The sequence below is a fragment of the Bradyrhizobium sp. 195 genome, from assembly GCF_023101665.1.
Classification (GTDB): domain Bacteria; phylum Pseudomonadota; class Alphaproteobacteria; order Rhizobiales; family Xanthobacteraceae; genus Bradyrhizobium.
Genome location: NZ_CP082162.1, coordinates 365,812 through 392,802, shown reverse-complemented (window position 1 = coordinate 392,802; position 26,991 = coordinate 365,812). Strand labels below are relative to the sequence as shown.

The following is a 26,991-nucleotide window of genomic DNA, read 5'->3' as shown; positions in this document are numbered from 1 at the left end:
GAGACACCAAAACCGAAAGGGGCCGCCTCACAGCGACCCCTTGCCGGTTACAATCTTGTTCGGGATGAAATGCCAGCCCCGGCGCTGTCTACTTAAAGGTATCGGTGTGCCGGGGGAGTCCGGACTACCGCTCAGAGCGCTACAAATTTTCCCGTAGATGCGATCTACGGGTATGCCGACCTGCCAAAACGGTCGGGAATGCCTATTTTTTCCGCATGCGTTCATTGAGTTTTGCCTGCCGACCAGGGGCACCCACGGTCCCGGACGGCGCCGATTGGCTTCACGAAGTAAAATACGACGGTTACCGCTCCGTCTGGAGCGCGACGGCGCCCGCGTGCGCTTGATCACGCGCGGAGGCTACAATTGGGCCAGCCGTTATCCTTGGATCGTGGAAGCCGCTCGTAAGGTCCGCCAGAAGCAGTTCGTGCTCGACGGCGAAGCGGTCGTGCTGGGCGTCGATGGCGTCTCAGATTTCAACGCGTTGCACTCGCGCAAGCATGATGACGAGGTGCAGTTCTGTGCCTTCGATATTCTCGCTGAGGACGGCGACGACCTCCGCATGCTCCCGCTGTCGATGCGGAAGGTCAACTTGGAGCGCCTGCTGGCGCGGCGTCCTGAAGGCGTGTTCATCAATCCGTTCGAACTTGGCGAGCTTGGGCCTGATTTGTTTCGCGCTGCCTGCAACATCGGGCTTGAGGGACTGGTGTCCAAACGGCGGGACCGTCCTTATGAGGCCGGTCGCTGTCGCTATTGGATCAAATTGAAGAACCCCAAGCATCCAGCGATGGAGCGCGAGCTATGACCAGCAGAGCTTGCTCGCGCTCGCTTCCGCGCTGCTGGAAGATCAGCATCGCCAGCCCACGCCGCCCTAAAGCGTCGGTTAAGGGAGTCTCGCCCGAGTGAACTAACAGCGGACCTCAACGGCCGATCTGCACCGGAGGCGATGACTTCGGCTCTACTCCCGGCTCCAGGATGATTCTGCCGCTGCACTGCGCCAACGCGATGGGCCAGAACCGGACCTTTGCTTGTTCACTCAATTACCTTATCGGCGCTCGCGACGAGCGCAGGAGGTACGAAAAGCCCCAGTTGCTTGGCTGTCTTGAGGTTGAGGGACAACTCGAATTTGGTTACTTGGTAAATCGGGATGTCGCCGGGCTTTGATCCTCGGAGAATCGCGTCGATATTGTGGGCGGCGCGCTTATGCACTTCGATCAGATCGAAGGAATAGGCCATTAAGCCCCCGGCCTCGACGGATTCGGTAAAGGTGAAAATCGCCGGAAGTTTCGCGTCGCCGAGCAGCTTGGCGATCAAAGTGCTGTTTTGAAGGACCTGAGGCGAATCGAGGACCATGATCGCGTTTGCACCGTCGCGGGAGATGCTCTCGACCGCCGCCCGAACGTCTGCTTCGCTGGTAGAAAATTCCAGTAAAGACACTGCGAGAGGGAGGCCTGCTATTTCGGCAGCTGCGCGGAAAGCGTCTGCGCTCGACCCATTCCATTGGAAACGAAGAGCGAGACAGCCAAGTTTCGACATCGTCGGAACCATCTCGCGCAACAGTGCAATCCGCTTCCCATGAATGGACAGACCGGCATCGATGCTAGCTCCGGTGAAATTGCCGCCCGGGTGAGCCAGACTTTCGGCGATCCCTTGCTTAACGGGGTCGGTCGTTATCACTACGATTGGAATACGCGATGTTAGCTTCTTGAAGATGACTGCGCCCGGGCCAACGACGTGGATGACATCCGGGCTGCTCCGAACGATTTCCGCCGCCAGGGATTCGGGGCCGGACGCATTTTGCTCTCGGCCGTAACTTTCGACCTTGAGGTTTTGTCCCTCGACCCACCCCAACCGCCGAAGCTCCGCGAAAAAGGCTCGGGACTTTTTGCTTTCGCTATGCTCATGCAAGTCCGCGCTTGGCTCTGCTGGGCTGAAGATAGCAAGACGCTTGCTATTGGTGCTCTGCTGCGCCGCCACAGCCAGCGGCCATGCCACCGCCGCACCGCCAAGAAGATTGATGAAATCGCGCCGTCTCATGCAGCCCTCCAAGGAGGCTCAGGACCACGCTAAATTCAGGTTGGAGCATACCACATCGCGGCATGGAGTCCGGGGCGTTGGAGGCGCAAGATGTCAGCGCGGCGATCCGCTATCTGCATTGCCACCATGACCGCTAATGGTCACGAGCATTCCTCAGCGGGTCGAGACCGAATGTCTGGAACGGGCCAGCAACGGAAGTCAACGTGGGCTGAAATGAAAGAGGCCGCCCACTGAGGCGGCCTCAATTCATCTTGCGGCGTAGCTTCCGGATGATGTCTCGCAAGTCGTTTGCGTATTCCTCAATGATCCGCCGCGCCTCCTCCAAGCGGGAGGCTTGGTTTCCTTGCCATCGGTCTGTTTGTCGCCGGCGGCCATAGTCCGCTGGTCATCCCGGAATGGGTGGGAGCCTTGATCTATCTCAAGCCAACTGGGGCGGACTTACTCTTTGTTGCCCTCTCGGACCTTTGAGCGCACCATCTCACTTGCCAGCAAAGCGCGGCGGCACTCAGCGCGGATCGTCTCGCCATGCCGAGCGGGAGCGTCTCGCTCATCCCGCAGTTTGCGGGCTTCCTGGATGGCAAGTTCGGCCCGAGAGAGCAAGACGTCGGTCATTGGCAAAAAATGCACGCGCTTAGCAAAGGTTGCATTTTCATAGGTTAAGAAGCGGACGAGGGGCCTTCTTCTTTCACGGACTGAGCAAGCAATCGCCGAGAACGCCAAAGCATTTCGTTTGAGATGGCGACGCGTTCGGCCGTGGCGGATCGCGCCGAGAGGCTCGTGGCATTAATCGGCTCCAGCTCGCCTGTGATCATTCTGTGCAGGATGTCCGGCAGAGGAAACGTGGTCATCGGAACCCTCCTGGTTCCTACAAAACTCTGTTCCCTCAAACCCGGTTCCGTATCAACCCAGGCCACTGAGCAATCAAACTGCCAAGTCGGAAACAGGCCGGTCGCAAGCGCTATAGGACAGACCACAAACGCCCGCGAACAAAGGCCCGCGTGAGCTATGGTCAACCTGAGAAGAACCCTGGCAGAGCAAAATCCCGTCCGCTGTGCGGCCATCAGCGACCTCAGCGCCCCACGCCGTTACTTCGCATTTGGGCCAGGAGCAGACGCAATCGACCTTTGTGCTCGCTCGGAAGAAGAGCCGTCACTTCGCCCGCTTGAATACCAGTTCAAGGATCAAACCGCCTGATCCACCTGGATTCGTCAATCGCAATTCGTCGGCCGTAACCGACGTGACGATCCGACTCTGATCCGAAGCAACCATGTTCGGAAAAGTACTCGTTACTACAGTCGGGTGAACCGTCTTGGTACTTTCGTCGATGGTGTAAGTCCCTGTGTAAGCGATCACTCCAGTGGCGACAGCCTTGGCCTCTTCTGGAGTGGGCTTCAGCCGGTCGCCTGACGCGATTTTGGGCAGATCAACCGGCACTGTGATGAAGTGGAAATGCCCATCCGCGGTATAAGTCACTGCTCCCTGCAATTGTGGGCGCGGCACACTGCTGCCATCAGCCCGCTTGGCAGTGCTGGACACGTAAATCCACGTGCCAACGAGTTGATCCTTAAGCGACTTTCCCTGTGCCACACCGCTGTTGGGCAACACCGGAGTCGAGATCAATGCAACCGCGCAAAGGCCAAGTACAAAACGCCTGTTCATGACGAAGCCCTCATATGCCGATGTCGATCAATTAACGCTACAGGTCGTTGACCGCGGCGCAACGGAAAAGCGCTGATTGTTTCCACATTGTGGACGTTGCCAAGGAAAGGTGTCACCCTCTCGGCGACTTGCCGGCAGACATTGTGCTGTTAGCCCGGCCGGAGGCGTCTCATGGTAGCTCGGGGCGATGATGGAACGACTGGATCGGACACTGCATCCGTTGATCTGCCGGGCGGAACGCAGAGCATTCAGAGAGCACTGGCGGTGTTGCGCATTCTGGCGGCCGCCCGCGAATCCGGCCTAGGACTCTCCGAGGTTTCGATGCATGGGGCTTACGCGCCCGACGACGCATCGCATACTGGGCGTCCTGGTTGCGGAAGGCATCGTTGAGCAGCGACAGAACTCTCGACGGTATGTCATTGGCGAGCAGATACCGCTGCTGGCACTGTCGCGCCGAACACGCGATCCGCTGCTCGATATCGTCAGTCCTCATCTGCGGGCTGCCGTCGGTGAATTCGGCGACACCGGCTTTTTCACGCGCCGTGTGGGACTTGAGACTGTCTGCGTGGCACGGGAGCTAGGAACCTACCCCATCCAGGCGCTCGTTCGGGATGTTGGCGAGCGCCGCCCCCTTGGTGTCTCCAATGCCGGAATTGCGATCCTATCAGGCATGCAGACTGACGCGGCGCGTGACGTACTCGCCAAGAACCGATCGCGCTTATCGCCGTACGGCGTCTCAACGGAAGCGATCTTGCGGGAGGTGGCGATGGCACGAGCGAAAGGCGGCTTTGCAGCGCGCGCAAGCTCCCTTATCCCGGGGGCAAGTCCCGTGTCCGTGACGATCCGATCTTCCTGTGGCGCCGCTCAGGGCGCTTTGACCATAACCCCGATACCGCGCCGGCTGTCGCCCAAGCGCACCGACGAGATCGTAGCCCGGCTTTGCATGCACGCCCAAGCGATTGAATATGAACTCCGCAAAGCGGCGGCCCCGCGGCCACCGCGCAGCTCTTTAGAGAAGGGGAGCCCGTAAGGCGCTGGTCGAACCTCTACTCTGTTCTGCCGACACGTCAGTGGCCGCGGGTTTCGTCCGCATCACCAGACATCCGAGTTCGTCAGGTCGATGTCTGCTCAGGGTCACAAGCAGCCCTCGATTCTAAGCTCTGGGAGTGTCGCAGTAGAACCGAGAGACGGACTACCGAAATACTATGAGCAGACGGCTGAATATCAGGTGGTGGTGGCGTTGCGCGTTCAGAGCACCAGATCCTGGAGCACTGCCGATCTCCTTTCCGACGCGCTTGTTGGCGGCCTGGTGGCTCTGGTCATAGGAATGGCTGGTCTGTTGAACGGCCAGTTCCGCTTCCGCACCAAGCTTGAACATTTCCTTCGGGACAGAGAGGCGCGGGTTCGGCTGCTCTCGCGGATATCGTAGTCGTGATGGACCGCAAGGGATGCCTTCGCTACGTCTCACCCTCAGTCGTGACGGCTCTCGGGTTGGACAAGAACGTTTTCCGTGGGCGCGCGTGTTTGGAGATGGTTCACGAGGACAACCGCCAGAAAATAGTCGATGCGAGTCGAAGGTTGAGCAGGAGCATGCCCTTCAGTGCGGTTCCGCATGCGCCGCGCGGACGCTAAGACGGTCTGGTTGGAATGTCGCTTCAAACTGGTCGACCATTCCTCCGGTAGGATCTGGAAATCATCGGTGTGCTCCGTGACGTCGCTGAGCAAATATGGCTGGAACAGGAGTCGTCCTCAGCCAACCTGAAGCTTGCGCAGCTGGCGACGACGGACGGGTTAACGCGGCTTGCGAACCGGCGCAGCTTAGACGCTTTCTTGCGAGAGCGTACGCCAAGCAGCGGGTTCTCTGTCCTTCTCATCGATATCGATCATTTCAAAGGCTTCAACGATGCCCTCAGTCATCAAGCTGGCGACAGCTGTCTCAAACAGATTGCCGAAGTGATCGGCAGCGCGACAAAGGATACGGGCGGCCTCTCGGCAAGGTATGGCGGCGAGGAGTTTGCGGTGGTCCTACCAGGTGTCAATGAAGCGAGGGCGGTCAGAGTCGCAGACGCGTAGTTGCCTTCGGAGCCGTGCCACCAGACGACGCTGCCGGCCTCTCGCGATCTCCAACAAACACACCACCATCATCGGCCACATGACCGGTCGATAGCTCCAGCGGCGGCGGGGATATGAGATCGACGTCAAGAAGGTGCTGCGTGCCTGCGCCAAGCACGGCGTCGCGGTTGAGATCAGCGCGGACCCGTGGCGACTGGATGCCCACTGCCGCTGGCACAAGCGGCGCTCAGGCATGGCTGCATATTGAGTGTCCTTCCTCGCCACCATCGCTTCGGCGTGGATATTACTTCTCGGTGCAACCGGCCTGTCGATGATCAAGTATGCTGACCTGTCTCACGACCGCACCATCGGTTTCGTGGGATCACGATAGAATAGCCGGCGAGAGCCTTCTACTCAGCCTTCTTGAGCAACACACGTTGCGGCGGAACGAGCTGCAGTAGACATCTCGCTTGTAGTTAATAGTGACATCAGCCCAAGCGGAAAGAGTGGGTAGCCTCAGGAACGCTCTCATCAGGATCGCGTTTCTGCACAATAGGCTGAGGGCAGTCATCGACACAATCATTGGAGAACTAAAGATGGCAAACCCGCGTCCGGAAGAGAGATCGACACAAAACATGGAAGACACAGCCCGTCGTACAGGCGAGAGGGCTGCGGAGCAGACTACGCGCATCGGGCAAGCTGCGGCTGAAGCCGGCGAGGAAGTGGCCCGGGCCAGCGCTGATATGCTCAAGCAAAATGTTGAGACGTTACAGCAGACTTGGCGCTCCGGCCTCGAAGCGGCGACCTCGGTAATGGGACGGTCAAGCGAGCAGTTTAGTCGCACGCTTGGCTTATCTGAAGAAGATGCGCAAAAGGCAACGGCGGCAACCGAACGGTCAGCTCGCAACGCGCAGACGCTCCTTTACAGTGGTACAGCCGCCGCCAAAGTGATGGGGGGCTTGTCCCAAGAGTACCTCCAGATGGCTCGGCAACAATTTGAGAAGCACATCGAACACTGGAACAGGTTGTGGACGTGCCGAACTCCACAGGACTTTGCAGCGGTGCAGAGTGACATGGTGCGGGAGACCATGGAGACCGCTCTGGAAAGCGGCCGTCGTATCGCCGACTTGTCGCTCAAAATGGCCGACGATACCGGGAAGCAAATTAAAAAAACTATGGATCAGATCCCACGCTAAGCGGGGCGGACTTGTTAAATGGAGAGAGCGGCTAGGGCAAGCCGCTCTTGCCGCCCCGGCGAATTCAGCGCGATTTTCGTTCGCTCGCGACCGAGCCGTTTGGTGTTCGCTCCCACCTTTCTTCGATATTGCTCAACAATCTTGTCGCCGGAAGCGCCGCCGTCAGGCTGGCTGGTGCTGGTCTTCGCCGCAGGGAGGATTTTTTCACTGACCATGCGATGGGCTTCACGTTGGGCAGCCTTGCCGCCGTTGCATCAGCTTCGCAGCCCAATCACGCGATTGCTTTCTCGCGCCAGGACCATCCGGTTCAACAGCAGTGACGTTCCGCGCACCTTGGTGACGCGTCCTCTACCTTAGCGGCTCAGGCTGTATGCCGAAGAGAACTTCCGTAATGCTTGAAGAAGTTATCAAGCCTTACAGGTTCGCCGGTATCTCGCCAGAACAATCTTTTACCGAGGCTGGCCGCCACTGCGAGGCGGTGGTGGCCGCCGATTAGAGTATGGTCATCCGTTGCTTGGGCAATGATCTCGCCGGCTTCGTCCACGATGAACTTCATGGGGCCGCCTCCAATCCGCCGGTCAGCGCCGCTGCGATGGCGCGCGATCTATCTAACCTCGTGTGGGCTCCGGGCGTTCCTACCCATGAAGAACACCGTTTCCGGACGACGTGCGCCATTTCGCGTGCCGGCCTTTGTGTGCCGACCGGTATAAAATGAAGCCCACACGCCGCCACCCCGCCAACTCCTTCTCTCCGTGAAAACGGGGAACATTCGGATCGTTCAAGGATTGCCGGACGATCCACGCCCGTGCCCTCCGAGATAATGAGGCCGACCGCTCCTTCGGCACGCCCACGCTAATACTGCGCGACGTCGTCGGTCGGGATTCCGCCCGGAGAGAATGAGCGCGTCATCGGCGCCATTACGACCCGGTTCGGCAAGGTCAGCCCTTTCAGCTTGAAAGGGCGGAAAAGAACGTCGCTGGACATCCGTGCTCCAATGCTGAGGGTCGTATTGCGGGCTCAAACCTTGCACCTTGAGAAGGTACAATTCACTTTCCGTCGGCGCTGAGCACGCTACCAAACTGCTCCCACGTGGTCCCATTCCAGCGCTGCAATTGCAGCTGCGTGTACGCCATGCTGCTTTCCGGTCCCGTGTTGATCACGACACCTGGTATGGCCGTGGGAAGCGACAGCCCACGGATGCTGCGCGATTGCCTGACGATGTTCTCGCGCGAGAGATCGTTACCACATTGCTTGAGCACCTGCTCCAGGATCTGTCCCTGCTGGGTACCGAACAGGTAATTGTTATCGCCGATATCGGCGCCGGGCAGGTATTTGGCAAAGTAGTCGCGGTACCATTTGATGCCGGGATCGTCGGCCCACTTCTTGTCATTCGGATCCTTGGTGATTGTCGCGGCCACGATGCCGACAGCCTTCTCGGGTCCCGCGGGGACGATGGTCGACGACACTGAACTCGAGACGAAGTTGATCAGGAACAGCGGCTTCCAACCGATCTCGTCGACTTTCTTGATCGCTTGAGCTGCGAATTTTGGCGTGCCGGCCACCAAAAACGCCTCTGCGCCGGACGACTTCAGCGACACGACGTGGGAATCAATGGTCGGCTCGGTCACCTCGTAGGAGGACACGACGACTTTCTTGTCGAAATCGTCCTTCAGGTAGGCCTTGAATGCATTGACGAAGTCCTTACCGAGATCGTCGTTCTGATAGAGGATCGCGATCTTCGCGTCCGGACGGGTCTGGGTGATGTATTTCGCGTAGATGCGTCCCTCGGTATCGTAGCTCGGCAATCCCGTCGTGGTCAGGGGGAATTCAGCGAAGTTCGTGAACTTGCTGACTCCGCTCACGACAAACAGATGCGGCACTTTCTTCGCATTGACGTACTTGATGGTGGCGCTGATGCCGGGCGTACCCAATGGGCCGAACAGGAACGCCACCTCGTCGCTCTCGATGAGTTTCCTGGTCTGCTCCACCGTCTTGGGAGGACTGTAGGCATCGTCGTAGGTGACGAGGTTGATCTTCCGCCCGTTGATGCCGCCACGATCGTTGATCGAATTGACGTAGGCGATCATGCCCTTTCCGGTATTGCTGAGCGGCGAAGCAGGGCCGCTAAACGGGAAGGTCGCCCCTATCTTCACCTCGGATTCAGTGACCCCAGGCGTTTCCGCGCGGGCCTGCGCGCTTGCCATCGATACCGCGAATGCCGCAACAATCATGGTCGTCTTAAGCATTTGCCATCTCCCTTCGGCGACAATTCCGTCGCTCACCATTCTTCCTTGATCGGGCGTAATTCGATTTCGGGCGCCTCCGTCAGCCCGCGGCTGCGTTGGACATCCGTGCGCTTGGGCGCGCGTTCGCCATCTCGCGCAGCTGATGCTTGAGGATCTTGCCGGTTGAGGCCGAGGGGAGAGCGTCGAGCACGATCAATTCGGTCGGACGCTTGTACGACGTGAGCAATTGAGCCGTATACGCCTTCAGCTCTTCGGCGCTGATGCTGGCGCCGGGCAGCAGCTGCACGAACGCGACCACCTCCTCGTTGCCGTCGGCCTTCCGTCCGACGACGGCCGATTGAACGACCTGGTCGTGCGCGTTCAGCACCGCTTCCACCTCGGCGGGATAGACGTTGAAGCCGGAGCGGATGATCAGCTCCTTGGTACGACCGGCGATATAGAGATGCCCCTGGCCGTTGACCCGGGCGAGATCCCCCGTATTGAACCATCCCTGGTGATCGATCGCCGCCGCCGTCAGATCCGGCGCGCGATAGTAGCCGAGCATGATGTTTGGACCACGAACGTGCAATTCGCCCACTTCGCCGGTCGCCACCTGCATTCCCTGCCCGTCCACGATCCGGTGCTCGATACCCGGAAGAAACGGGCCGACCGACTCATCCGCGACAGGCTGTTCCGAACGGACCCCCGTAAGTCCCGGCGAACATTCTGTTATACCGTAATTGTTCAGCAACGGGATTCCAAACTCGTCCTCGATCCGCTGCTTCAGATCGAGGTCGAGCGGAGCGCCGGCGACGGCCATGATCCGCAGCCTGCCCCGTTCGAGCCGTTGGAGGCCCTTGACCGCCTTGTGTTCGAGCAGACGCTGATATGTGGCGGGCACGCCGAACAGGCTCGTGATCCCCTCCTCGGCGATGGCGTGAGCCAGCGCAGCCGGATCGGCCTTGGCTACGACATGCAACGTGCCGCCGTGCATCAGCGTGGAGATCAGCAGGATCGCATACCCGACGATGTGCGACATCGGCAGCACGCCGTAGATGCGGTCGCCTGGACTATTTTGGCGAAGGATTCCCGACGTCCTTGCGGTGAAAAGGAGGTTGCGATGGCTCAGCATCACGCCCTTCGGTGCGCCGGTCGTGCCCGAGGTGTACAAAAGGCCCGCGACCTGGTGGGCGCCGTCCTTTTCGACCGGCTCCGGTTGCGCATCCGCATTGAGAGGACCGACACCGATTCCGCCGAACGGCCCGACGGCGCCGATCTTCGCACCGAGCCGGGAGGCATGATCGGCCGCTTCCTTCGAGAGCGCCGAGTTGAACAGCACGCGTCTGGCGCCGCTGTGCGTCCCGATCAGGTCAATCTCCCTGGGCGAAAGGCGAGGATTGACCGGAATACCCCAGGCATCGAGCTTGCTGGCCGCGAAGAGCATCGCTCCGAGCGCCACGCTGTTCTCGCTCGCGATGATCACGCGATCACCGGGCCTGATGCCCAAACCGGCGAGATCCTTTGCCGCAGCGTCGACAGCGTCCGAGAACTGCCGGTAGCTCCAGGAACGGCCACCCTCCACGAAAGCCGGATGATCCGGAATGTCCCGCACGAACGGCGCGTAGATGTCGTGCACCCTGGACGGCAGGCCGCCCAGCAGTTCGGCTGCGGTGAGCTCGTCGAAGCTCCTCATGCCATCCTCCCTCGCGCCTTGTTTTCGGCAGCGTGCGCGGCCCCCTTTAACCGGGAGATCCGCACCCTTCATTCCTATTGGCCAGCGGAGTAAACCGTTCTAAAATAGAACGGTCAAGACAAAAGTGAGCGCCAGATAAGCGTCGAATAGAGGAATTTTAGCAGAGGCACAGAATTCTAATTTGGAATTGGCTAGCGCCGTGCAATCACCCGGAGAGATCAGCTGAGCGCGATTACCATTTCTCGACCCACGGCCGCAGCACCACTTCAAAGGCCCAGGTGGATCGATGCTGGCGGTGCAGTTGCAGATAGGTTTCCGCAATATGGACAGGGTCGGCCATGTTGTCGTCGACAGTCGTTCCCGCCAGCCGGTGCGCGCGGGTCCCGTCCTCCTGGGTCCAGCCTATCGCGGCGTCGATCGGCACGTTCGCCACGTGGATTCCCTGCGGCATCAATTCTCGTGCCATGCTTTGCGCGAGTCCGGACTTGGCATGGCATGCCATTGCAAATGGCCCACCCGATGGAAAGCCCTTGAGCGCCGCGCTGGCGTTCGTGAAGATGATCGTTCCTCGCGCGCCATTGGCATCAGGCTCGTTTCCGAGCATGAGCCGAGCCGCCTGTTGGCCGACCAGAAACGCAGAGAACGCCGCGTTTCGAAGCGTCTCGAGCGCCATGACCGGATCGGCCTCGACCACGTTCTTGCGGAAAATGCCGGGAACCCGGCCGTCGATGTTATGCACGACAAGCCTTGGCGTCCCGATCTCTTGAACGACATTCTCGAACAGCCGTGCCACTTCTGCCGGTTCACTTGCATCGCAGGCGTATCGACGCACGCCATGCGACTTTTCGAGAGACTGAAGAACCGCTTTTTCCGGATTCCTGGCTGCGACGGCGACGCGCATCCCGTTTCTTGCGAACAGCCTGGCGCAACTCGAACTGATGCCCGGGCCACCGCCCACAATAAGCGCAACCTCCTGTGTAGAAGTCTGGGTGCCGAGGCCGGACTGAGTCATGTTGCTTCCTCCGATGCGTTTTATGGCCGTCAGGATCTACTCTGCGATCGTACACGCGAAAAATGGGGCCGCGCCTGCGCGACCCCATGATCGTCAGCGGGCTGCCCCAGCCATAGCGGGGTAGTCGGTGTAGCCCGCCGAGCCACCCCCGTAGAGAGTCGCCGGACTGAAGCTGGCCAGCGGCGCACCGATCTTCAGGCGCTCGACAAGATCCGGATTGGCGATAAACGGCCTTCCGAACGCAAACAAATCTGCCTGGCCCTGCTTTAGTCTCGCTGTCGCGAGGTCCAGATCGTAACCGTTGTTGGCGAGGTAGGTGTTCCCGAACTTGCGCCGAAGCGCCCCGAAGTCGAACGATGCAACATCGCGCGGCCCGCCCGTCGCGCCTTCGACGACGTGGAGATAGGCAATACCGAGCTCGTCGAGCTTCTCGACGATATAGTTGAACTGTGCCTGCGGATCGGTTGCGGACACCCCGTTTGCCGGCGACACCGGAGAAATCCGAACCCCGGATCGATTGGCTCCAACTTCCCCTGGGACCGAAGCGGTCACCTCGAGCGTCAGCCGGGCGCGGTTTTCGATCGACCCGCCATAGGCATCGGTGCGGGTGTTGGCTCCGTCCTTGGCGAACTGATCGAGCAGGTAGCCGTTCGCGCCGTGAACCTCCAGACCATCGAAGCCGGCGGCAATCGCATTGGCGGCGCCGCGACGAAAATCATCGACAATGCCCGCGATCTCGTTCAGTTCGAGCGCTCGAGGGACCGACACGTCGACGAAAGCATTGTTCACGAATGTCTTGGTTTCGGCCCTCACAGCCGACGGCGCTACTGGGGCCTGCCCATTCGGCTGCAGGTCGACATGCGATACCCTGCCAACCTGCCAGAGCTGCAGAAGATATGACCGCCCTTGGCGTGAACGGCATCCGTCACTTTTCTCCAACCGTCAATCTGCGCCTGGTTGTAGATGCCCGGCGTATCCTGATAGCCCTGCCCCTGCTGCGAGATCTGGGTCGCCTCCGAGATGATCAGGCCTGCCGAGGCACGTTGTGCGTAGTATTCCGCAGCCAGATCGCCTGGCACAAACTCGCCGCCCGCTCTGTTCCGCGTCAACGGAGCCATGACGATCCGGTTGGACAGCGTGAGAGCACCGAGTACGTAGGGTTCAAAGAGTGTGTTGGTCATTTGTCACTTTCACCAAGAGTTTGCCGCATCGAAACTAATCACACCGACGGCTGATAGCGGGCAGCCGCGCGTTCCTGCCGAAGGCCGGGGAGCATCGCTTGCCGGGCAATTTGATAGGTGTCCCACTGCCCAGCGTCGTGCAGCGGCGGAATGGTGATCGGCTCGCGGCGATCGAAGCCGACCAGTGCAGCGTCCACCAGCTCTGCCACGTCCATCACCACGGGAAGCGTGTTGACGTCGACGCCGGCGCGCTTCCAAATCTCGGTGCGTGTCGCGGCGGGAAGCACTGCCTGGACATAGACGCCTTTGGGGCCGAGCTCGAGACTGAGCCCCTGGGACAGGAAAGTCACGAAAGCCTTGGTCGCCCCATACACCGACATGCCGAACTCCGGCGCGAGCCCGACCACCGATGAAATATTGACGATCGCGCCTTCACCGGCCTCTGCAAACCGCGGCGCGACGGCACTCGCGAGACGAACGACGGCGGTCGTGTTCAGAGCGACAAGACGACCGACATCCTCGACCGCTTGCGCCACGAAGGACCCGCCCAGGGCGGCCCCTGCATTGTTGACGAGGACACCAATGCGGCGATCGTCACGCAGCCGCTTTTCGACGGCCGCAAGGTCGCCGGGGTTGGTCAGATCGGCCTGCAGGATGTCGATAGCAATACCCGTCTCGTCGCGAAGCCCCGCAGCAAGAGCCTCCATTCGCTCCTTGTCGCGGGCCACCAGCACGAGATCATGTCCGCGGCGGGCGAAACGGTCTGCATAGGTGGCTCCGATGCCAGAGGATGCTCCGGTAATAAGGACGGCGGGATTTCTAGCCATGATCTTGTTCTTTCTCGAGGTACTCAATTAGGCAGGATCGCAATTTTCGATTGGTGCCCGCCGTGGATGCTAGGGATGCTAGGCTGCTCCCCTGATCACGACCTTGCCCTTTGCGCGCCCGGTCTCGACATAGGCGAGCGCATCGGCGGTCTTTTCGAACGGGAAAACCTTGTCCACGACCGGACGGATCACGCCGGATTCGATCAGGGACGTGATTTCGCGTAGCTGCTGTCCTTGCGCTCGCATGAACAGGAATGAGAAGCGCACACCAAGTTTTCTGGCTTTCTTCCGCACACCATGGCTCAGCAAACGCATCACCAGTTTCAGGAAGAAGTTCATGCCCTGCTGCTTGGTGAATTCGGGGTCGGGCGGCCCGGAGATCGAGATGAGCAGGCCGCCCGGCTTGAGCACCCGCAGAGATTTATCAAGCGTCTTGGCATCCTGGCTGTGCAGGACCAGATCGTAGCCCGACAAAACCTTCTCGAAATCCTGGGTCTTGTAGTCGATGACCAAGTCCGCGCCGAGGCTCTTGACCAAGTCGGCATTTTTCGCGCTCGTCGTCGTCGCCACGACCGCACCGAGATGCTTGGCGAACTGGATGGCGAAACTCCCCACCCCGCCGGAGCCGGCCTGGATGAAAACTTTCTGGCCAGGCTTCAGCTTGCCCACCTCGACCAGCGCCTGCCAGGCGGTCAGCCCCACCAGCGGAATGGACGCGGCCTCCTCCATGCTGATGTTCGCAGGCTTCGGCGCCACGTCGGCTTCGTTCATCGCAATGAATTCGGCGAATGTTCCGATGCGATGATCGCGCGGCCGTGCGTAGACCTCGTCGCCCGCCTTGAACCGCCTGACATTGCGGCCAACACTGACGACCGTCCCGGCAACGTCGTGGCCCAGAATGAAAGGCGGACGATACGGCAGGATGAGCTTGAATTCCCCACCCCTAATCTTGGAGTCGAGAACGTTCACGGCTGTTGCGTGAATCCGAACCAGGACATCGTCGTCCCGCACCTCCGGCTCCGGCATGGTTGCCGGGCGAACAGCGCCTTTCTTCTCGTATTTGTCGACGACGAATGCCTTCATGATGTCATCTCCATTTAAAATTTGATCGCAGCGTCAAGGGTCGAGGAAGGACAGCGCCTTCGGCACGAAATCGGCGTGGTACTGGAAAATCCCGCCATGCCCGGCATCTTCATAGATGACCAATTGCGCGCCTGGGATACGCCGTGCCATGTCGGTGCTGTTCGCGGTCGGAACCATGATATCGTTATCGCCATTCGCGATCAGGACCGGGATGCGAATACTGCCGAGATCCTGAGGCGCCTGCTGGCCCCAATTCTTGATCGCCTTGAGTTGCCGCAACAGGGCCGCTGGTGTGGCTCCTTTGTCCCGATCAACCTTGCGCTCCTTCAGCCGTTCCAGAAAGGCCCTTGCGGCCCGGCGGCCATTGGCCGTCGAGGTGAAGAACAGGTAGAATTTCGGGTCTCGCAGTGTCAGCAAGCCTTTGATCATCAGCGGCCAGGACACCGGACCAACCTTCTCAATGCCTTTGCCGCCTGCCGGGCCCGTGCCGGTCAGAATGAGCTTTCGCACGAGATCAGGCGCCTTCAGCGCGATATCCTGCCCCACGAAGCCGCCGAGGGAAAAGCCGAGCAGATCGACTTTTTCAAAGCCCAGCGCGGCGATCAGAGCAATCGTATCTTGTGCCATTTCGCCAACGGTAACAGGCGCCTTCCCGCTTGAAGCGCCGATCCCTTGGTAGTCGATCGCGATGACGCGATGCCTGGTGGCGAGCCCATCGACAATCGGTGGATCGAAATTGTCGAGAACCGCGCCCCAATGGTTGAGAAGGATCAATGGCGCGCCACTGCGTGGACCGATGTCGCGATAGGCGAAGGTTTTTCCTGCAGCACTGATCGAGAGATTCGGCGCATCGACATAGCGCACAACCGATCCGGCGTGGCTGACATAGTTTGGCATCACTTGCTCCATCGTTCGGCTGGCACCGGAAGCACCCGGAATCAGCGCAATTCCCTGTTCTGTCTTGCTCATACCGGCCTTCTCAATTTGCTCTGGAACATCGACGAACAACCCGTTACTATCAATTTAGTATGAAGTCACTACTAAAACGAGACCGACATGGAAAAACTTTCGACCCAACCCTGTATGATCTCCCGGAGCCTGGCCATTGTCGGGGACGCGTGGAGCATGTTGATCATGCGCGACGCCCATGGGGGCCTGACCCGCTTCGATGACTTTCGTAAGAGTCTCGGTATCGCGCCCACGATGCTGACAGGGCGGCTTTCAGCCCTAGTCGAGGAAGGGTTGCTGGAGAAACGTCGCTATTCAGACCGTCCGCCACGGGACGAATATGTGCTGACGGAAGCCGGGCGCGACTTCTTGCCGGTGCTCTTCGCGATTGGCGCGTGGGGACGCAAGCATCGTGGCGGAGGCAAGATGATCCGGTTCTACGACGCCGAGGGCGGAACGGAGATCGATCCCCTTACCATCGACCGTGCGACCGGCGCTCCGATCGGAACACGTTCCATTCGTATCGCCGAACCCGAATGAGCTACACACATTCTTCTGGTGCGGTTGCGAGCGCAGGCCCAACCGCACCTCAAGGCAATGAACCCAGCGGGTTTCACCTGTTACCGGGAGGACGTTTCTCAATAAATGCCCGGACGGCCTCGGCGTGCTGCGCAGTGCCCGCGGCAACGACCATCCTCTCGGCCTCCTGATCCAATGACGTCAGGAAGTCAGCCGACAGCGCAAGGTCGAGATTATCCTTCATGGAGGCAAACGCGCTCGCCGGACCGTTCGCCAACGTCCTGGCCACTGCAAACGCTTCGTGTTGCAGCTCAGAATCGGACACCACGCGATTGACCAGCCCCAGCGCTTCGCAGCGGCGTGCATCGATACGTTCGGACAAGAACATCAACTCGCGGGCACGCGCCGTCCCGGCCAGCCGGGTCAACAGCCACGAGATACCGTAATCGCCGGTGAGCGCAATCTGGCGTAGCCAGTCGTCATGATGGCGGATTCGGCTGCGATACGAAGGTCGCAGGCGAGCGCGATCGCAAGCCCGGCGCCAGCCGCCGGCCCCGGCAAGGCCGCGATGGTGGCTTCCGCACCGAAACAAGTACGCCGGTCAGGGTTCGCTGACGTTCCCGCAATCGCGCAACCTTGTCGCTGACTGACATGGCCGGCGCGGCAGAGTTGCCGCCCATCCCCTTGACGTCGCCGCCCGAACAGAACGCAATGCCTGCACCGGTAATCAGGAGGGCTCCGACCTCAGGATCATCTCCATTCTGTTTGATCATCCGGCGCAACGCCGGCGTAAGATGATCGGACAACGAATTTCGGGCTTCGGGTCGGTTCAAGGAAATCACCGCGACGCGATCCCGGATCGCGCACAGCAGTTCGTCCGTCCCCGTATCAACCGAGATGGATCCATCAGTCATGTTTCTGACCTTTCAAGTCCCGCGGAGAGCTCTCCAAAGTGACCCAGCGCGCCGTGTCCGTGTTCGAGCATCACCAATTTTCGTTGAATGGCCGCAGTTCCGTGAGAAACGACCAGGCCGAGCGGTCCTGACCGTAGAGATGCAATAGTTCGTCGGCGATCGCCGCCGGCTTGATGAAGAATTGATCCGGTTTGTCACTCATCCGCGCGCGCATCCGGGGCGTATCGATAACGGCGTCGATGAGAACATAGGAGACGTGCACGCCGAGAGGTCCGACGTCACGTGCGATCGACTCGGCCAAGATACGCTGCGCCGCCTTTGTCGGAGCGAAGCCTGCGAAATTGGCTTTGCCTCGGATCGAAGACGTATTTCCGGTGACCAGGATTGCGCCCTTACCTCGATCGATCATGTCAGGCGCCACTTCGCGGGCCAGGTACAAAAGGCCCATCACGTTGACTTCGAAGTTGCCCTTCAGCATCTTCGGATCGATCTCGCGAAAATTCCCCCAGCCCCCTCCGACCGCATTGTGGATGAGAACGTCAGCCGGGCCGAACCGACGCTTTACGTCGCTGATTACGTTTCGCACCTGGCTCTCGTCCGAGACGTCACAGGGTCACCGCGTGCACGTCGGGAAGCTCTTGCGCAAGGCGATTGATGAGCTCCGTAGAGCGAGCAAGCGCGATGGTACGGAAACCGCCAGCAGAGAAGCGCTTGACGATGGCAGCTCCGGGGCCCGGCCCCACCCCGGTCACGATCGCGATCAGTTTCTCGGTCATCTGACGTTCCCTTCGAGCTATTGGCCCACAGATCTCTTGTGAATTCGCTCGGATTGCGACTGATAGGCGGCAGCTTCCTGCGCGGATACCAGGGCGAGACGAATCGCGACGTTCTTGTGGTAGGGCGTGCCCGCAATGGGATCGCGGTTGCCGCTCTCGGTGAGCAGATTGATACGCGGTCCGTTGATCAGGCGTTCACCGTCCGGTGAGGGATAAGCCTGGCCGTAACCGTGCGGCAGCGCCAGCCGGCCCTTGCGCATGGCGTCATCGATTTTGGAACGGACAACGAGCCGTCTGACCGACGACTCGACGGCGATCCAGTCGCCATCCTTCGCGCCCAACTCGCTCAGATCGCTCGAATTGATCAACAGGACGCCGTCCGGGTCCTCGCGACGCCACGCGGGATGGCGAAAGATCTGGTTGGCATTGAACATGCGGCGGCCTCCAGCCGCCAGCACGAACGGGAACACTCCTTTGGCGCGCCGGCGGCTTGCGGATCGAGACGCGCCAGCCATTCCAGCATCTGCGGGACGACCAGCCGAACCTTGACGTCTTGCGCGATGGCCGCCGACCTGGGCGAGAACGAGATCGCCATTGCCCGCCGGATCCGCTTGGACCGCCGTTCCGGCCGAAAATGACAGTCACCGAGGCTGGCGATTTCAGTACGGCAACGCATACTTCGAGCCGGTGGGCCGCCGAGAAATCAGCGGCCATTTCGCTTTTAGAAGAGCCGTTCTGCGGCCGGTGTAGCGCTTCGTGCTCAGACTTCTCTCAGGCCGCCGTGGGGCGCGAACGGCGCTCCCCATAGCTCGGATTCCCGATGCTTATTTGGTCGACTCCGGTCGCGCGCTTCCAACGGTACCCGGAATCTTGTACTCGCCGCGGAGTTCATCCCACAACGCCGTGTCGCTGACCAGCACGACGTGATACTCACCGCGGCCGGTGATCCCTGCATATTTCCCCGTGCCGCCAGTGAACTCGAAAGTGCCGCGGAACTCTTTCGGCTTCGCGTCTTTCAGGACGTACTTGGCAAAGACCTTGGAGCCGTCAGCCTCGGTGAAGGTCTTGTGGCCGCCGCTGGATGTGCCAGCATCCGTTAGATCAACCACCTGATAGCGAGCCTTGTCGAGGAAGGGCTTGCCGTCGGCGTTGAAAACGGCGCCGTCGTACTCGGTGACCGACACCGTATGGTCAGCCCGGTCTTCGAGCTTCACCCTTTTGTTCGACAGGGTGACCAGGACGGCTCGACCGAACCATTGGCCCGCTTCTTCCGCGACGGACGGAACAGCCGCCGCGGGGACCACCAAAGCAAGCACAACACAACCGCACATCCACGATGAATTGAGACGATACCTCATGGTTTCCTCCCATATGGGTTGGCGGGTTAAACTGCTCAAAGCAAAGACCTCCATGTTGGTGTTTCCAATGCGTCCATTAGACGCGTGTTCTCCATGCATCATTCGTTCAGATGACTGCATGGCAGAAGGATCGTTCGCAGCGTGGCGAGTCCACCGCGTCCATCTGTCGATTAACTGCCGCCGATGCGCACGCTTCCCCTCCCTGGCGGCCGCTTCCTTATGTCGCGCCCCCTCCCCGCCCGTAGGGGCACCTCCTCGGCCTGGATCAAGACGCCGCGCGGCGAGGCACCGGCACCACCCACGCTGCGCCCGGTGTAACGCTCGAGGCGACGCTCATCCTTTGTCGCCCGGAGCCGACCGCCGAAGTCAGGACGGAACGCGCGGTGCCAAAGTTCGACGCCAGCAAGCTGCCGAAGCCGCCTCGTCACGATGACGGCGCCGCATGAGGCGGCTTGGTCTAACCGGAAGCCTGTGCAGCCAGACGTCGCCTGATCCGGAGCCGACCAGCATGGCGGGCCGGTCAGCAGCTTCTGCTTGAGGGCGTCGGAGTCGGACGGTGTGATCCGCGCGCTCACTGTCAGTTCGACGATCGGCATGACGGGGTTCGACACCTCCACCAACTACGAGACGCAAGATTAGCTTGGCGGTTTCAGCGGACTGTCGATCCACTTCCGGGCGGCTGGATCGTGCAAGGGGTCTCCGTCGCAGTATGGACAGACATAGCGCTCGCCGCCCGTGCCGGGGTCATCAGGCCCAAGCTTCATAGTCCGCCCGCACGCCGGACATGCCTTCCGGATCGGATGGATCACTGCCATTGGATTTCCCTGCCGCGGCAGCCTACTGCCGCTCGCGATCCGCCTATAAGCGCTACCCTGGGCCGGTCCTGGCGCAGATTTGTTCGGAAGGCTCGCCATTTCCGGATGCCGTTGCGGCTTCTCCATGCCGCCCCCCTTCATGCCGCCGCACAACGCTCGGCCGACCGAAGGCGCATCGGTTTGCCGCGCGGCGGATCGCGCGGGCCGCCATCGAGTTCGCACAGCGCCTCGAGGATCTCGTCGATGGTGACTGGACACTTCAGCCCTTCGGGAGCCCGCAGCGAAGGACAGGATGCGATCGCCGATGCGTCCGAGGCCCATGAGGCCAGTATGGAGCGCTTCTCGCCGAGGCTGAGGCCCGGATGGGAGACTACATCCCGCGGGCGTTCGAATTTGGTGCCCGGGTGAAGCAGGTAGTCGAAATCGAATACGTTGTCGTGGATCGCGGTCGTCGGCCGCATGGTCGCCTCCTGCTTGGACGAGTTGCCGGTGTCCGCCGCGCGGGTCCGCGCGGCGGGGATCGTGGACGTCGCAGGCTGATCAGGCCGCCTTGCCTTCGATCTGCTTGAGGTTGCCCGAGGTCGCGCCATTGATGTCGATGCGGCGCGGCTTCATCGCCTCGGGGATTTCCCTTTGCAGGTCGATGATCAGCAAGCCGTTCTCGAACCGGGCGCCCTTGACCTCGACATGATCGGCAAGCGTGAACTGGCGCTTGAAATTGCGCGCCGAGAGGCCGCGATGCAGGAAGGTCTTCTCCTCCTTCTCGGCCTTATGGCCCTCCAGCGTCAGTACGTTCTGCTCGACCGTGAGTGCGACCTCGTCGGGCGAGAAGCCGGCGAGCGCCACCGAGATCTGGAAGCGGTTCTCGTCGAAGCGTTCGATGTTGTAGGGGGGATAGCTCTCTTCGGCGGTCCGCTGGACCTCGTCGAGAACGTCGAAAAGGCGGTCGAAACCGATGGTCGACCTCCACAGGGGAGTCCAATCATACCTCATAGCCAAATTCTCCAAAGAGCAAGTTGGATACGAGCCGGCACCGGACACTGACCGGCGCCCGCCTTGCAGGGCCTCGAAAGCGCCCCGGCCGCGTCTTCTGCGGCGACAAGAAAATTTGGAAGCTGCGAAAAAGTTTCAAGACCCGGCGGCTTTTTTTTGGGGAAGGAGCGCGACGGTTTTTTCCGTCGGCTTGGAATTTCGCAAGGCCATCGCTGGCCTTGCGGTCGACACTTGGCGCAGCGCGACCGCAAGGAGTGACGGCAATGGATGTCACCTACTACGTGGCGCTGCCGTTCGTGCTGGCCGACGACGGTGTCGCGGCAGGGAGGCAGTCGAGTGCCTGAGCGCCCACGCCGCCCTCATGTGCGCGGAGGCGCTTTCGCGCAAGCCGGGCTGCGCCGGCGCGGTTGCATTCAGCCGGACCGGAGATCCCGCGACCGGCGAATTCGGCGACGCCACGCAGATTCGGAAGTTCGGCGAGGTGCCGGACGATCTGAGCGCGCTGTAGAAGCTGCCATCGAAGCTGGACGAAGGCCTTACGCGGGTGTTGTTAAAGTTGAGAGCTGATCGGTGTCGTAGCGGTTTCGCAGCTCGGCGAGCGCTTTTGGATCCGGCGCCCCCTGCGCCGCGAGTTTGGCGAGCTCTTCGAAGTAATGCTCGTGGCCCGGCGGCGAGACGGTCATCAGCACGCGGGCCGGTTTCTCACTTACATTCGTGATGTTGTGCGGCATCCCCGGTGGGATGAACAGATAGGTCCCGGGCGTCGCGCGGATCGTCTTGTCGCCGACATGCCACTCACACTCGCCCTCGAGCAGGTAGAAGGTCTCCTCCTGCACCCGGTGAACATGCCGCCCAGTGGCGAACCCCGCTGGGATCGTCCAATCGAACATGCTTGTGTGCTTGGTATTTTCGCCGGTGACGAGGAAGACCATGGGATGCCCCCGCAGCATGACCCCGTTCTTCTCCTCATCGGGCATGCGAATGACGGCATTGGCGCTCATGTGATCCTCCATTGACCAGGTGCTACTTCTGCAGGCACTTACGCAACATCGGCCGTCCTGGCCGGGAAGTCGTAAATCCGTTCCTAAAAATCTGCTAAAAGGGGCGAATGACAGTGGGCTGCCACCACTACCAGTTCGGCCCGTTCCGCCTCGACCCGAAGGCGGGCATTCTCTACCACGTGACCGAGCCGACCATGCTTGGGCAGCGCGCCGTAGCGCTCCTGCGCCGGCTGCTCGAAAATGCGGGCATACCGGTGTCCAAGGACGCCTTGGTCGAGGCGGGCTGGAGCGGATTGGCGGTTGCAGACAACAACCTTACGGTTCAGATCGCAGCCTTGCGCCGGGTGCTCGCGGAGTCGGCGGATGCTGGGAGCTGGATCGAAACATTGCCGCGGCGCGGCTATCGGTATGTCGGACCGGCCGTCGTCACCAAGGTTGCCGATGCTGCCCGCGCCGCGTCGGCACCAATCTTGCCCGAAAAGCCCTCGGTCGCCGTTCTGCCGTTCTCGAACCTGAGCGGCGATCCGGAGCAGGAGTACTTCGCCGATGGGATGGTCGACGACATCATCACCGGTCTCGCCCGCATAAACTGGCTGTTCGTCATCGCGCGAAACTCGACCTTCACCTATAAGGGCCGTGCCGTGGACGTGAAGCAGGTCGGCCGCGAACTTGGCGTGCGTTATGTCCTCAAAGGCAGCGTGCGGAAGTCCGGCGACAGCGTGCGCGTGACCGGGCAAATGATCGACGCGTCGACCGGCGCGCACGTGTGGGCCGAGCGCTACGACCGCAGCTCCGACGATATTTTCGCGCTGCAGGATGAGATCGCGCTGTCGGCGGTGGGCGCGATTGCGCCGAGCGTGCGGAAAGCGGAAATCGAACGCGTCAGGCGGAAACGACCCGACAGTCTCGATGCCTACGATCTCGTGCTGCGAGCCCAACCTGACGTGGATACAGGCATGCCCGAGCAAGTGACGAGAGCACTGGCGCTTCTGGAGCGTGCCATCGCGCTCGAGCCTGCATATGCGCTTGCGCATGGTAATGCCGCGATGTGCCACCATTGCTTGTTCCTTCGCGCCGGCCTGCAGGAGGTCAACCGTGCCGCTTCGATCCGCCACGCCCGATCGGCCATTGTCCATGGACAAGACGATGCGCTCGCCCTGACGTGGGCCGGATTTTCCGTCGGCATGGATGCGCACGATCACGCCGCTGCCTTCACAGCATTGGAAGCCGCCCTCGCCATCAGCCCGTCATCCGCGCTAACCTACATTCTTGGCAGCATCATTCTAGGATGGACCGGCGATGCGGAGCGCGCGATAGAATGGAGCAAGAAGGGTATGCGGCTAAGTCCGTTCGATTCGTGGACCTGGGCCGCGTTTGACGCGCAAGCAATGAGCCATTTGCTGCGTGGGCGTTACGAAGAAGCTTGTCGTGCTGCCTACAAGTCCGTTCAAGCCAATCCGGCCCACAGCATCACTTATGTGCAGTTGGCCGCCTCGCTCGCCAAGCTTGGCCGGTTTGATGAAGCGAGGGCGGCCGCCGCACGTGTGCTCGAGCTTCAGCCGGCGTTTCGCTACAGCCGCCAGTTTGCTGGCGTGAACTGCTCGCCAGCGCTCGCGGAGGCCCTTGGCGGCGCGCTGCGGGACGCCGGGTTGCCGGAGTAGCCCAGCGTTCACTTACCTTATGACTTTCAGGTCGGCGGCGACCTCCAAAGACCAGCGCGGCGTCATACTCGAAGACGGCGGCAACTGGCTTCACTGTTGGCCCCCGCCAGGCTGTCGGCCAGCTCTGGCGGGATGGATGGACTTGATCAGTCGACAGCGAGCGGAGGAGCAGCGCTTAGCTCCGACTTGTGCGACGCAGCAGGCTGCGAAGCTACCGGTAATTGCAGTACGGTTGCCCGCTGCCCTTCGCAAAGCTTGGTCACAAGCACACTGGTCCCATCCGGAAACTCGATCGCATCGTGGTGGCGATCCGGTTGCGTCGGGTCGACTTTCCCGAACTTGCCGACGCGAAAGCCAGTCGCCCTGGTCCAGATCCATCGATTGTCATACTTGACGTTTCCATCGAAGGCCAATTCGGTGCCGGGGAGCATACAGACGGCGACTGACGGATCGCTTTCTGATGCGAAGCCGCGAGTGGAAGTCCCTCGGAAAGCAGTGGTGATCAGGGTCTCGCCAACCTGGGCAGGGCGCGACGCAACAGCATGCAGACTGTAGTCACACATCGGATTGCTCCTCGTTTGAGACAGACAACCCACGCCTCTCAGCGGCGCGGGTCTCAGCGAGTGATGTAACTCGCGAGAATGCACGAAGTTGCTCGGTAAGGCGCGCGGCAGTGCCGTCGATGATGACGACGGCAACGGCACCAAGCCCTCCGAGCAACTCGGTGAATTCGCAGACGATAAAGGCTGGTAAAAGTCCATCCCGAGATCGAGATGCAGGAAACGGCGACTACGGATACCCGCCTCTCGCCGTCGAGCCCCTGCTCGCCGCGGTCATCGACAAGACCCCAGGTGATGGCTTCGCTCGCCGACACCGAAGACTCCCTTCGGGTGCGGCTGATCGGGGCAGTGGTCCGGTGCCGACCCGAAGGCGGCGGCCGAGCCCATGGGCGCGCCCTACCGGAAAGCAAAGCGCTGGTTCGAGGTCTGGCGCGAAACCGGCGCCGTCGCGCGCCGCTTGCCGGTTTGCGTCACCAGGTAGCAGCCATCCTCCATATCCTTGAGGAAGAGGCACAGGTTCCTACCTGCTTGGCCCCCATCGAGTAGTTCGCAGCGTTCCGTCCCTCTCATAGACGAACCGGTAGTGGACCTCGTCGGTCAGTTGTTTGCCGGTGAAAGCCGCGCGTATCTGCGCGCCCGTCAAGGTCTTGAGATTCTCGGCTGCGACAAAGCCGGCATCGAGGTGACCAGTCTCCCGATGCCCTTAGCGAGGGCTGCGATGAAGCGCCTCGCAAGTTGACCTTTAGATGCCGCCGTCCTCACTTTTTGCAGGCCTTCCGACAAATCTGGTACTCGGTCTTGCAGGCGGGGCCGGCGTAGTTCTTCATGCACGCATCCCGTTGCTCGGCGCATACCTTGCAGGTTGCGCCCGCAACGGCTGTCCGCTCGCAAGTAGAATCGCCAGCCCGAATAGTGCGGCGGCCAGGCTTCTGATTCCCCTCATCCGCGCTCTTCTTAGTTTTCGGCCGCATATTGATCGTAGAGCTTGGCGGCGTTTTCCCAACGAATGGCCTCCATGTAGACGTCGACGTAGCGGCCGACAGCGGCGCCGAAGTCCATGTGATAGGCGTGTTCGTACATGTCGAGCACCAGCACGGGGCGGCCCCCAGCGAGCGTCGTCGTATGATCGGCGGCCCACTGATTGATGAGCCGCCGGTCGCGGGGCGAGTAGGAAAGGATCACCCATCCCGACCCCCCTCCCTCCGCCTTGCCCATCGCCGCGAATTCCGCCCGCCAGCGCTCGACGCTGCCGAAGTCCCGCGTGATGGCGTCGGCGAGCGCGCCGCCCGGCTTGCTCGCGCCGCCGAGGCCGTCGAAGTAGATCTCATGGAGGATCATCGAGTTCGACGCGATCAGCTCTTCGCGCTTCAGGCCGTTGATGACGAAGTTTGGCGCCTTGGCGAAGTCCAGCTCGGCGAGCTGGGCGGCGATCGCGTTGAGGCGCTTGACCGCTCCCCCGTAGTTGTTTTCGTGGTGGCTGACGAGCACCCTTTCCGAGATGCCGCTAATAGACTTCGGATCGAACGGCAACGGCTTGGTTTCGTAAGGCATCAGGCGGCTCCCTCGCTCAATCTTTGGCTCAACTCTTCGTACTGGCAGTCTTGTCTAGAGCCGCGCGCAAACCCTCGGCGAGCTTCACGGCGTCGTCGTTCGCCCAGAAGTGCATGAAGAACAGCCTGGGCTGCTCGTCGAGCATGTGACTGTGCAGCGCGGTCACCTCGATGCCGTGCGTCCGCAACGCCAGGATGACCGGGTTGACCTCGTCGCCCGTCAGCACGAAGTCGCCCGTGATGGCGGCCTTCCCCCCGCCGGTCGGCTGGAAATTGATGCCAATCGCCACGCCCATCGGGCCGACGGGCGTCAACGGCATGCCGTCCTGCGTGATCGGGTCGCGCCGTTTGACGTTGAACTGGTAGACGCCCCCGTTGGCCTGGCCCTTGACGCCGATGATCTGGTCGAGCTTCGCGGTGTCTAGCTCGATGGTCGGCGGCGGGCTCGCCGGCGCTGTGACCGTCAGCGGCGTCTTGCTCTCGGCCAGCGCATTGTGAATCGCCGAGGCCAGCTTGACGGGGTCGCCGTGGCCGGCGACGTGCATGTAGAAGGTCGCCGGGCTTGCCCGTAGCAGATGATTGTGCACGGCGGTGATCTCGAGCCCGCTCGCGATCATCTTCGCCATTACGGGATTGATTTCGGTCTCGAGCAGCACAAGGTCACCCATGACCATGGCGCCACCGTGCCCGGGTTTGAAGGCGATCCAGCCGCCCAGCGCCAGTGAAGGCTTGATCGTCACGCCGTCCAGGGTCACCGAAAGGTCGCTGCGCGGGAAGCCGTACCGATGGACGTCATCAGAGACCGCTGCCTTCCGACCGAGGGTCTCGTCGACCTTTTGCCAATCGACTGCTTGCGCGCGTGCCATGTAGACGAAGGGTAAGTAGGCGAGAGCGAGGCCGATCACTGCCAGGCACCAGACTTTGCGTTTCATCG

The 26,991-nt window shown here is 61.0% G+C and carries 29 protein-coding genes and 5 pseudogenes; 10 read left to right on the top strand and 24 right to left on the bottom strand.

The features are described from left to right. Positions 1–157: 157 nt before the first annotated feature. A complete protein-coding gene (locus IVB26_RS40740) occupies positions 158–802 on the top strand; it encodes an ATP-dependent DNA ligase (protein WP_346732898.1) in 645 nt (214 codons plus the stop codon). A 227-nt stretch (positions 803–1,029) separates the two neighbouring features. Here the strand turns inward: IVB26_RS40740 and IVB26_RS40735 are convergent, their stop codons facing one another. The 3 genes from IVB26_RS40735 to IVB26_RS40725 form a co-directional block, all read right to left on the bottom strand. Continuing rightward, positions 1,030–2,034: an ABC transporter substrate-binding protein gene (locus IVB26_RS40735; protein ID WP_247973505.1), complete on the bottom strand. Its 1,005-nt coding sequence runs from the start codon at positions 2,032–2,034 to the stop codon at positions 1,030–1,032. A 656-nt stretch (positions 2,035–2,690) separates the two neighbouring features. Next, entirely contained in the window at positions 2,691–2,882 is a 192-nt protein-coding gene (locus IVB26_RS40730; protein WP_247973504.1) for a hypothetical protein, read from the bottom strand. A 301-nt stretch (positions 2,883–3,183) separates the two neighbouring features. Continuing rightward, entirely contained in the window at positions 3,184–3,693 is a 510-nt protein-coding gene (locus IVB26_RS40725; RefSeq protein WP_247973503.1) for a lipocalin-like domain-containing protein, read from the bottom strand. A 325-nt stretch (positions 3,694–4,018) separates the two neighbouring features. Here IVB26_RS40725 and IVB26_RS40720 point away from each other — a divergent pair, with 325 nt between their 5' ends. The 5 genes and pseudogenes from IVB26_RS40720 (at position 4,019) to IVB26_RS40700 (ending at position 6,941) form a co-directional block, all read left to right on the top strand. Next, the gene (locus tag IVB26_RS40720) at positions 4,019–4,723 is read left to right on the top strand and encodes an IclR family transcriptional regulator (protein WP_247973502.1); all 705 of its coding nucleotides are present in this window, start codon (positions 4,019–4,021) and stop codon (positions 4,721–4,723) included. Between the two features lie 404 nt (positions 4,724–5,127). Next, the gene (locus tag IVB26_RS40715) at positions 5,128–5,325 is read left to right on the top strand and encodes a PAS domain-containing protein (RefSeq protein WP_247973921.1); all 198 of its coding nucleotides are present in this window, start codon (positions 5,128–5,130) and stop codon (positions 5,323–5,325) included. A gap of 69 nt (positions 5,326–5,394) precedes the next feature. After that, positions 5,395–5,766 carry a GGDEF domain-containing protein gene (locus IVB26_RS40710; protein ID WP_247973501.1) on the top strand — a complete coding sequence of 124 codons (372 nt, stop codon included), beginning with the start codon at positions 5,395–5,397 and terminating at the stop codon, positions 5,764–5,766. Positions 5,767–5,809: 43 nt separating this feature from the next. Next, positions 5,810–6,033 (top strand): annotated as a pseudogene (locus IVB26_RS40705) (DNA polymerase/3'-5' exonuclease PolX); the annotation flags it as partial. 308 nt (positions 6,034–6,341) lie between these two features. Continuing rightward, positions 6,342–6,941 carry a phasin family protein gene (locus tag IVB26_RS40700; RefSeq protein WP_247973500.1) on the top strand — a complete coding sequence of 200 codons (600 nt, stop codon included), beginning with the start codon at positions 6,342–6,344 and terminating at the stop codon, positions 6,939–6,941. A gap of 14 nt (positions 6,942–6,955) precedes the next feature. Here IVB26_RS40700 and IVB26_RS40695 read toward each other — a convergent pair whose 3' ends face one another. The 10 genes and pseudogenes from IVB26_RS40695 to IVB26_RS40650 form a co-directional block, all read right to left on the bottom strand. Then, complete coding sequence (locus IVB26_RS40695; protein ID WP_247973499.1) at positions 6,956–7,156, bottom strand: hypothetical protein; 201 nt, start codon at positions 7,154–7,156, stop codon at positions 6,956–6,958. Between the two features lie 146 nt (positions 7,157–7,302). Continuing rightward, positions 7,303–7,497: a hypothetical protein gene (locus IVB26_RS40690; RefSeq protein WP_212479497.1), complete on the bottom strand. Its 195-nt coding sequence runs from the start codon at positions 7,495–7,497 to the stop codon at positions 7,303–7,305. A gap of 168 nt (positions 7,498–7,665) precedes the next feature. Next, positions 7,666–7,925: pseudogene (locus tag IVB26_RS40685) on the bottom strand (oxidoreductase); the annotation flags it as partial. 62 nt (positions 7,926–7,987) lie between these two features. Then, positions 7,988–9,187, bottom strand: a complete 1,200-nt coding sequence (locus tag IVB26_RS40680; protein WP_458309388.1) for an ABC transporter substrate-binding protein — start codon at positions 9,185–9,187, stop codon at positions 7,988–7,990. A gap of 79 nt (positions 9,188–9,266) precedes the next feature. Next, entirely contained in the window at positions 9,267–10,859 is a 1,593-nt protein-coding gene (locus IVB26_RS40675; RefSeq protein ID WP_247973498.1) for a class I adenylate-forming enzyme family protein, read from the bottom strand. A 232-nt stretch (positions 10,860–11,091) separates the two neighbouring features. Beyond that, positions 11,092–11,871 carry an SDR family oxidoreductase gene (locus IVB26_RS40670; RefSeq protein ID WP_247973497.1) on the bottom strand — a complete coding sequence of 260 codons (780 nt, stop codon included), beginning with the start codon at positions 11,869–11,871 and terminating at the stop codon, positions 11,092–11,094. A 93-nt stretch (positions 11,872–11,964) separates the two neighbouring features. After that, positions 11,965–13,052: pseudogene (locus IVB26_RS40665) on the bottom strand (alkene reductase). A 38-nt stretch (positions 13,053–13,090) separates the two neighbouring features. Then, positions 13,091–13,879, bottom strand: coding sequence for an SDR family NAD(P)-dependent oxidoreductase (locus tag IVB26_RS40660; protein WP_247973496.1), 789 nt, complete (start codon positions 13,877–13,879; stop codon positions 13,091–13,093). A 78-nt stretch (positions 13,880–13,957) separates the two neighbouring features. Continuing rightward, entirely contained in the window at positions 13,958–14,962 is a 1,005-nt protein-coding gene (locus IVB26_RS40655) for an NADP-dependent oxidoreductase (protein ID WP_247973495.1), read from the bottom strand. Positions 14,963–14,995: 33 nt separating this feature from the next. Further along, entirely contained in the window at positions 14,996–15,859 is an 864-nt protein-coding gene (locus tag IVB26_RS40650; protein WP_247973919.1) for an alpha/beta fold hydrolase, read from the bottom strand. Positions 15,860–16,018: 159 nt separating this feature from the next. On the opposite strand from IVB26_RS40650, the gene IVB26_RS40645 reads away from it, so the two are divergent. Then, positions 16,019–16,450, top strand: a complete 432-nt coding sequence (locus IVB26_RS40645) for a winged helix-turn-helix transcriptional regulator (protein WP_247973494.1) — start codon at positions 16,019–16,021, stop codon at positions 16,448–16,450. Positions 16,451–16,523: 73 nt separating this feature from the next. Here the strand turns inward: IVB26_RS40645 and IVB26_RS40640 are convergent. The 7 genes and pseudogenes from IVB26_RS40640 to IVB26_RS40605 all read right to left on the bottom strand — a co-directional run bounded on the left by IVB26_RS40640 (position 16,524) and on the right by IVB26_RS40605 (position 21,285). Next, positions 16,524–17,343 (bottom strand): annotated as a pseudogene (locus tag IVB26_RS40640) (enoyl-CoA hydratase-related protein). Positions 17,344–17,413: 70 nt separating this feature from the next. Next, complete coding sequence (locus tag IVB26_RS40635; protein ID WP_247973493.1) at positions 17,414–17,929, bottom strand: SDR family NAD(P)-dependent oxidoreductase; 516 nt, start codon at positions 17,927–17,929, stop codon at positions 17,414–17,416. A gap of 19 nt (positions 17,930–17,948) precedes the next feature. Further along, positions 17,949–18,119 (bottom strand): hypothetical protein, encoded by a 171-nt coding sequence (locus IVB26_RS40630; RefSeq protein WP_247973492.1) that lies wholly within the window; start codon positions 18,117–18,119, stop codon positions 17,949–17,951. 17 nt (positions 18,120–18,136) lie between these two features. Continuing rightward, entirely contained in the window at positions 18,137–18,553 is a 417-nt protein-coding gene (locus tag IVB26_RS40625; RefSeq protein ID WP_247973491.1) for a molybdopterin dinucleotide binding domain-containing protein, read from the bottom strand. Between the two features lie 390 nt (positions 18,554–18,943). After that, complete coding sequence (locus IVB26_RS40620) at positions 18,944–19,477, bottom strand: hypothetical protein (protein WP_247973490.1); 534 nt, start codon at positions 19,475–19,477, stop codon at positions 18,944–18,946. A gap of 952 nt (positions 19,478–20,429) precedes the next feature. Next, on the bottom strand, positions 20,430–20,753 hold the full coding sequence (locus IVB26_RS40610) for a hypothetical protein (protein ID WP_247973488.1): 324 nt from the start codon (positions 20,751–20,753) through the stop codon (positions 20,430–20,432). Positions 20,754–20,832: 79 nt separating this feature from the next. Next, on the bottom strand, positions 20,833–21,285 hold the full coding sequence (locus IVB26_RS40605; protein ID WP_247973487.1) for an Hsp20 family protein: 453 nt from the start codon (positions 21,283–21,285) through the stop codon (positions 20,833–20,835). A gap of 263 nt (positions 21,286–21,548) precedes the next feature. On the opposite strand from IVB26_RS40605, the pseudogene IVB26_RS40600 reads away from it, so the two are divergent. Beyond that, positions 21,549–21,793: pseudogene (locus IVB26_RS40600) on the top strand (hypothetical protein). Positions 21,794–21,821: 28 nt separating this feature from the next. Here IVB26_RS40600 and IVB26_RS40595 read toward each other — a convergent pair. Then, positions 21,822–22,286 carry a cupin domain-containing protein gene (locus tag IVB26_RS40595; protein ID WP_247973486.1) on the bottom strand — a complete coding sequence of 155 codons (465 nt, stop codon included), beginning with the start codon at positions 22,284–22,286 and terminating at the stop codon, positions 21,822–21,824. A gap of 107 nt (positions 22,287–22,393) precedes the next feature. Between IVB26_RS40595 and IVB26_RS40590 the strand changes: the two genes are divergently transcribed. Next, positions 22,394–23,947, top strand: coding sequence for a winged helix-turn-helix domain-containing tetratricopeptide repeat protein (locus tag IVB26_RS40590; protein WP_247973485.1), 1,554 nt, complete (start codon positions 22,394–22,396; stop codon positions 23,945–23,947). Positions 23,948–24,093: 146 nt separating this feature from the next. Here IVB26_RS40590 and IVB26_RS40585 read toward each other — a convergent pair whose 3' ends face one another. Then, complete coding sequence (locus IVB26_RS40585; protein ID WP_247973484.1) at positions 24,094–24,510, bottom strand: hypothetical protein; 417 nt, start codon at positions 24,508–24,510, stop codon at positions 24,094–24,096. Between the two features lie 580 nt (positions 24,511–25,090). On the opposite strand from IVB26_RS40585, the gene IVB26_RS40580 reads away from it, so the two are divergent. After that, the gene (locus IVB26_RS40580) at positions 25,091–25,246 is read left to right on the top strand and encodes a hypothetical protein (protein WP_247973483.1); all 156 of its coding nucleotides are present in this window, start codon (positions 25,091–25,093) and stop codon (positions 25,244–25,246) included. Between the two features lie 215 nt (positions 25,247–25,461). Here the strand turns inward: IVB26_RS40580 and IVB26_RS40575 are convergent, their stop codons facing one another. Together IVB26_RS40575 and IVB26_RS40570 are read right to left on the bottom strand one after the other, a co-directional pair. Further along, positions 25,462–26,058, bottom strand: coding sequence for a superoxide dismutase (locus IVB26_RS40575; protein ID WP_247973482.1), 597 nt, complete (start codon positions 26,056–26,058; stop codon positions 25,462–25,464). Positions 26,059–26,086: 28 nt separating this feature from the next. Further along, positions 26,087–26,989, bottom strand: a complete 903-nt coding sequence (locus IVB26_RS40570; protein WP_247973481.1) for a DUF1259 domain-containing protein — start codon at positions 26,987–26,989, stop codon at positions 26,087–26,089. Between the last annotated feature and the right edge of the window lie 2 nt (positions 26,990–26,991).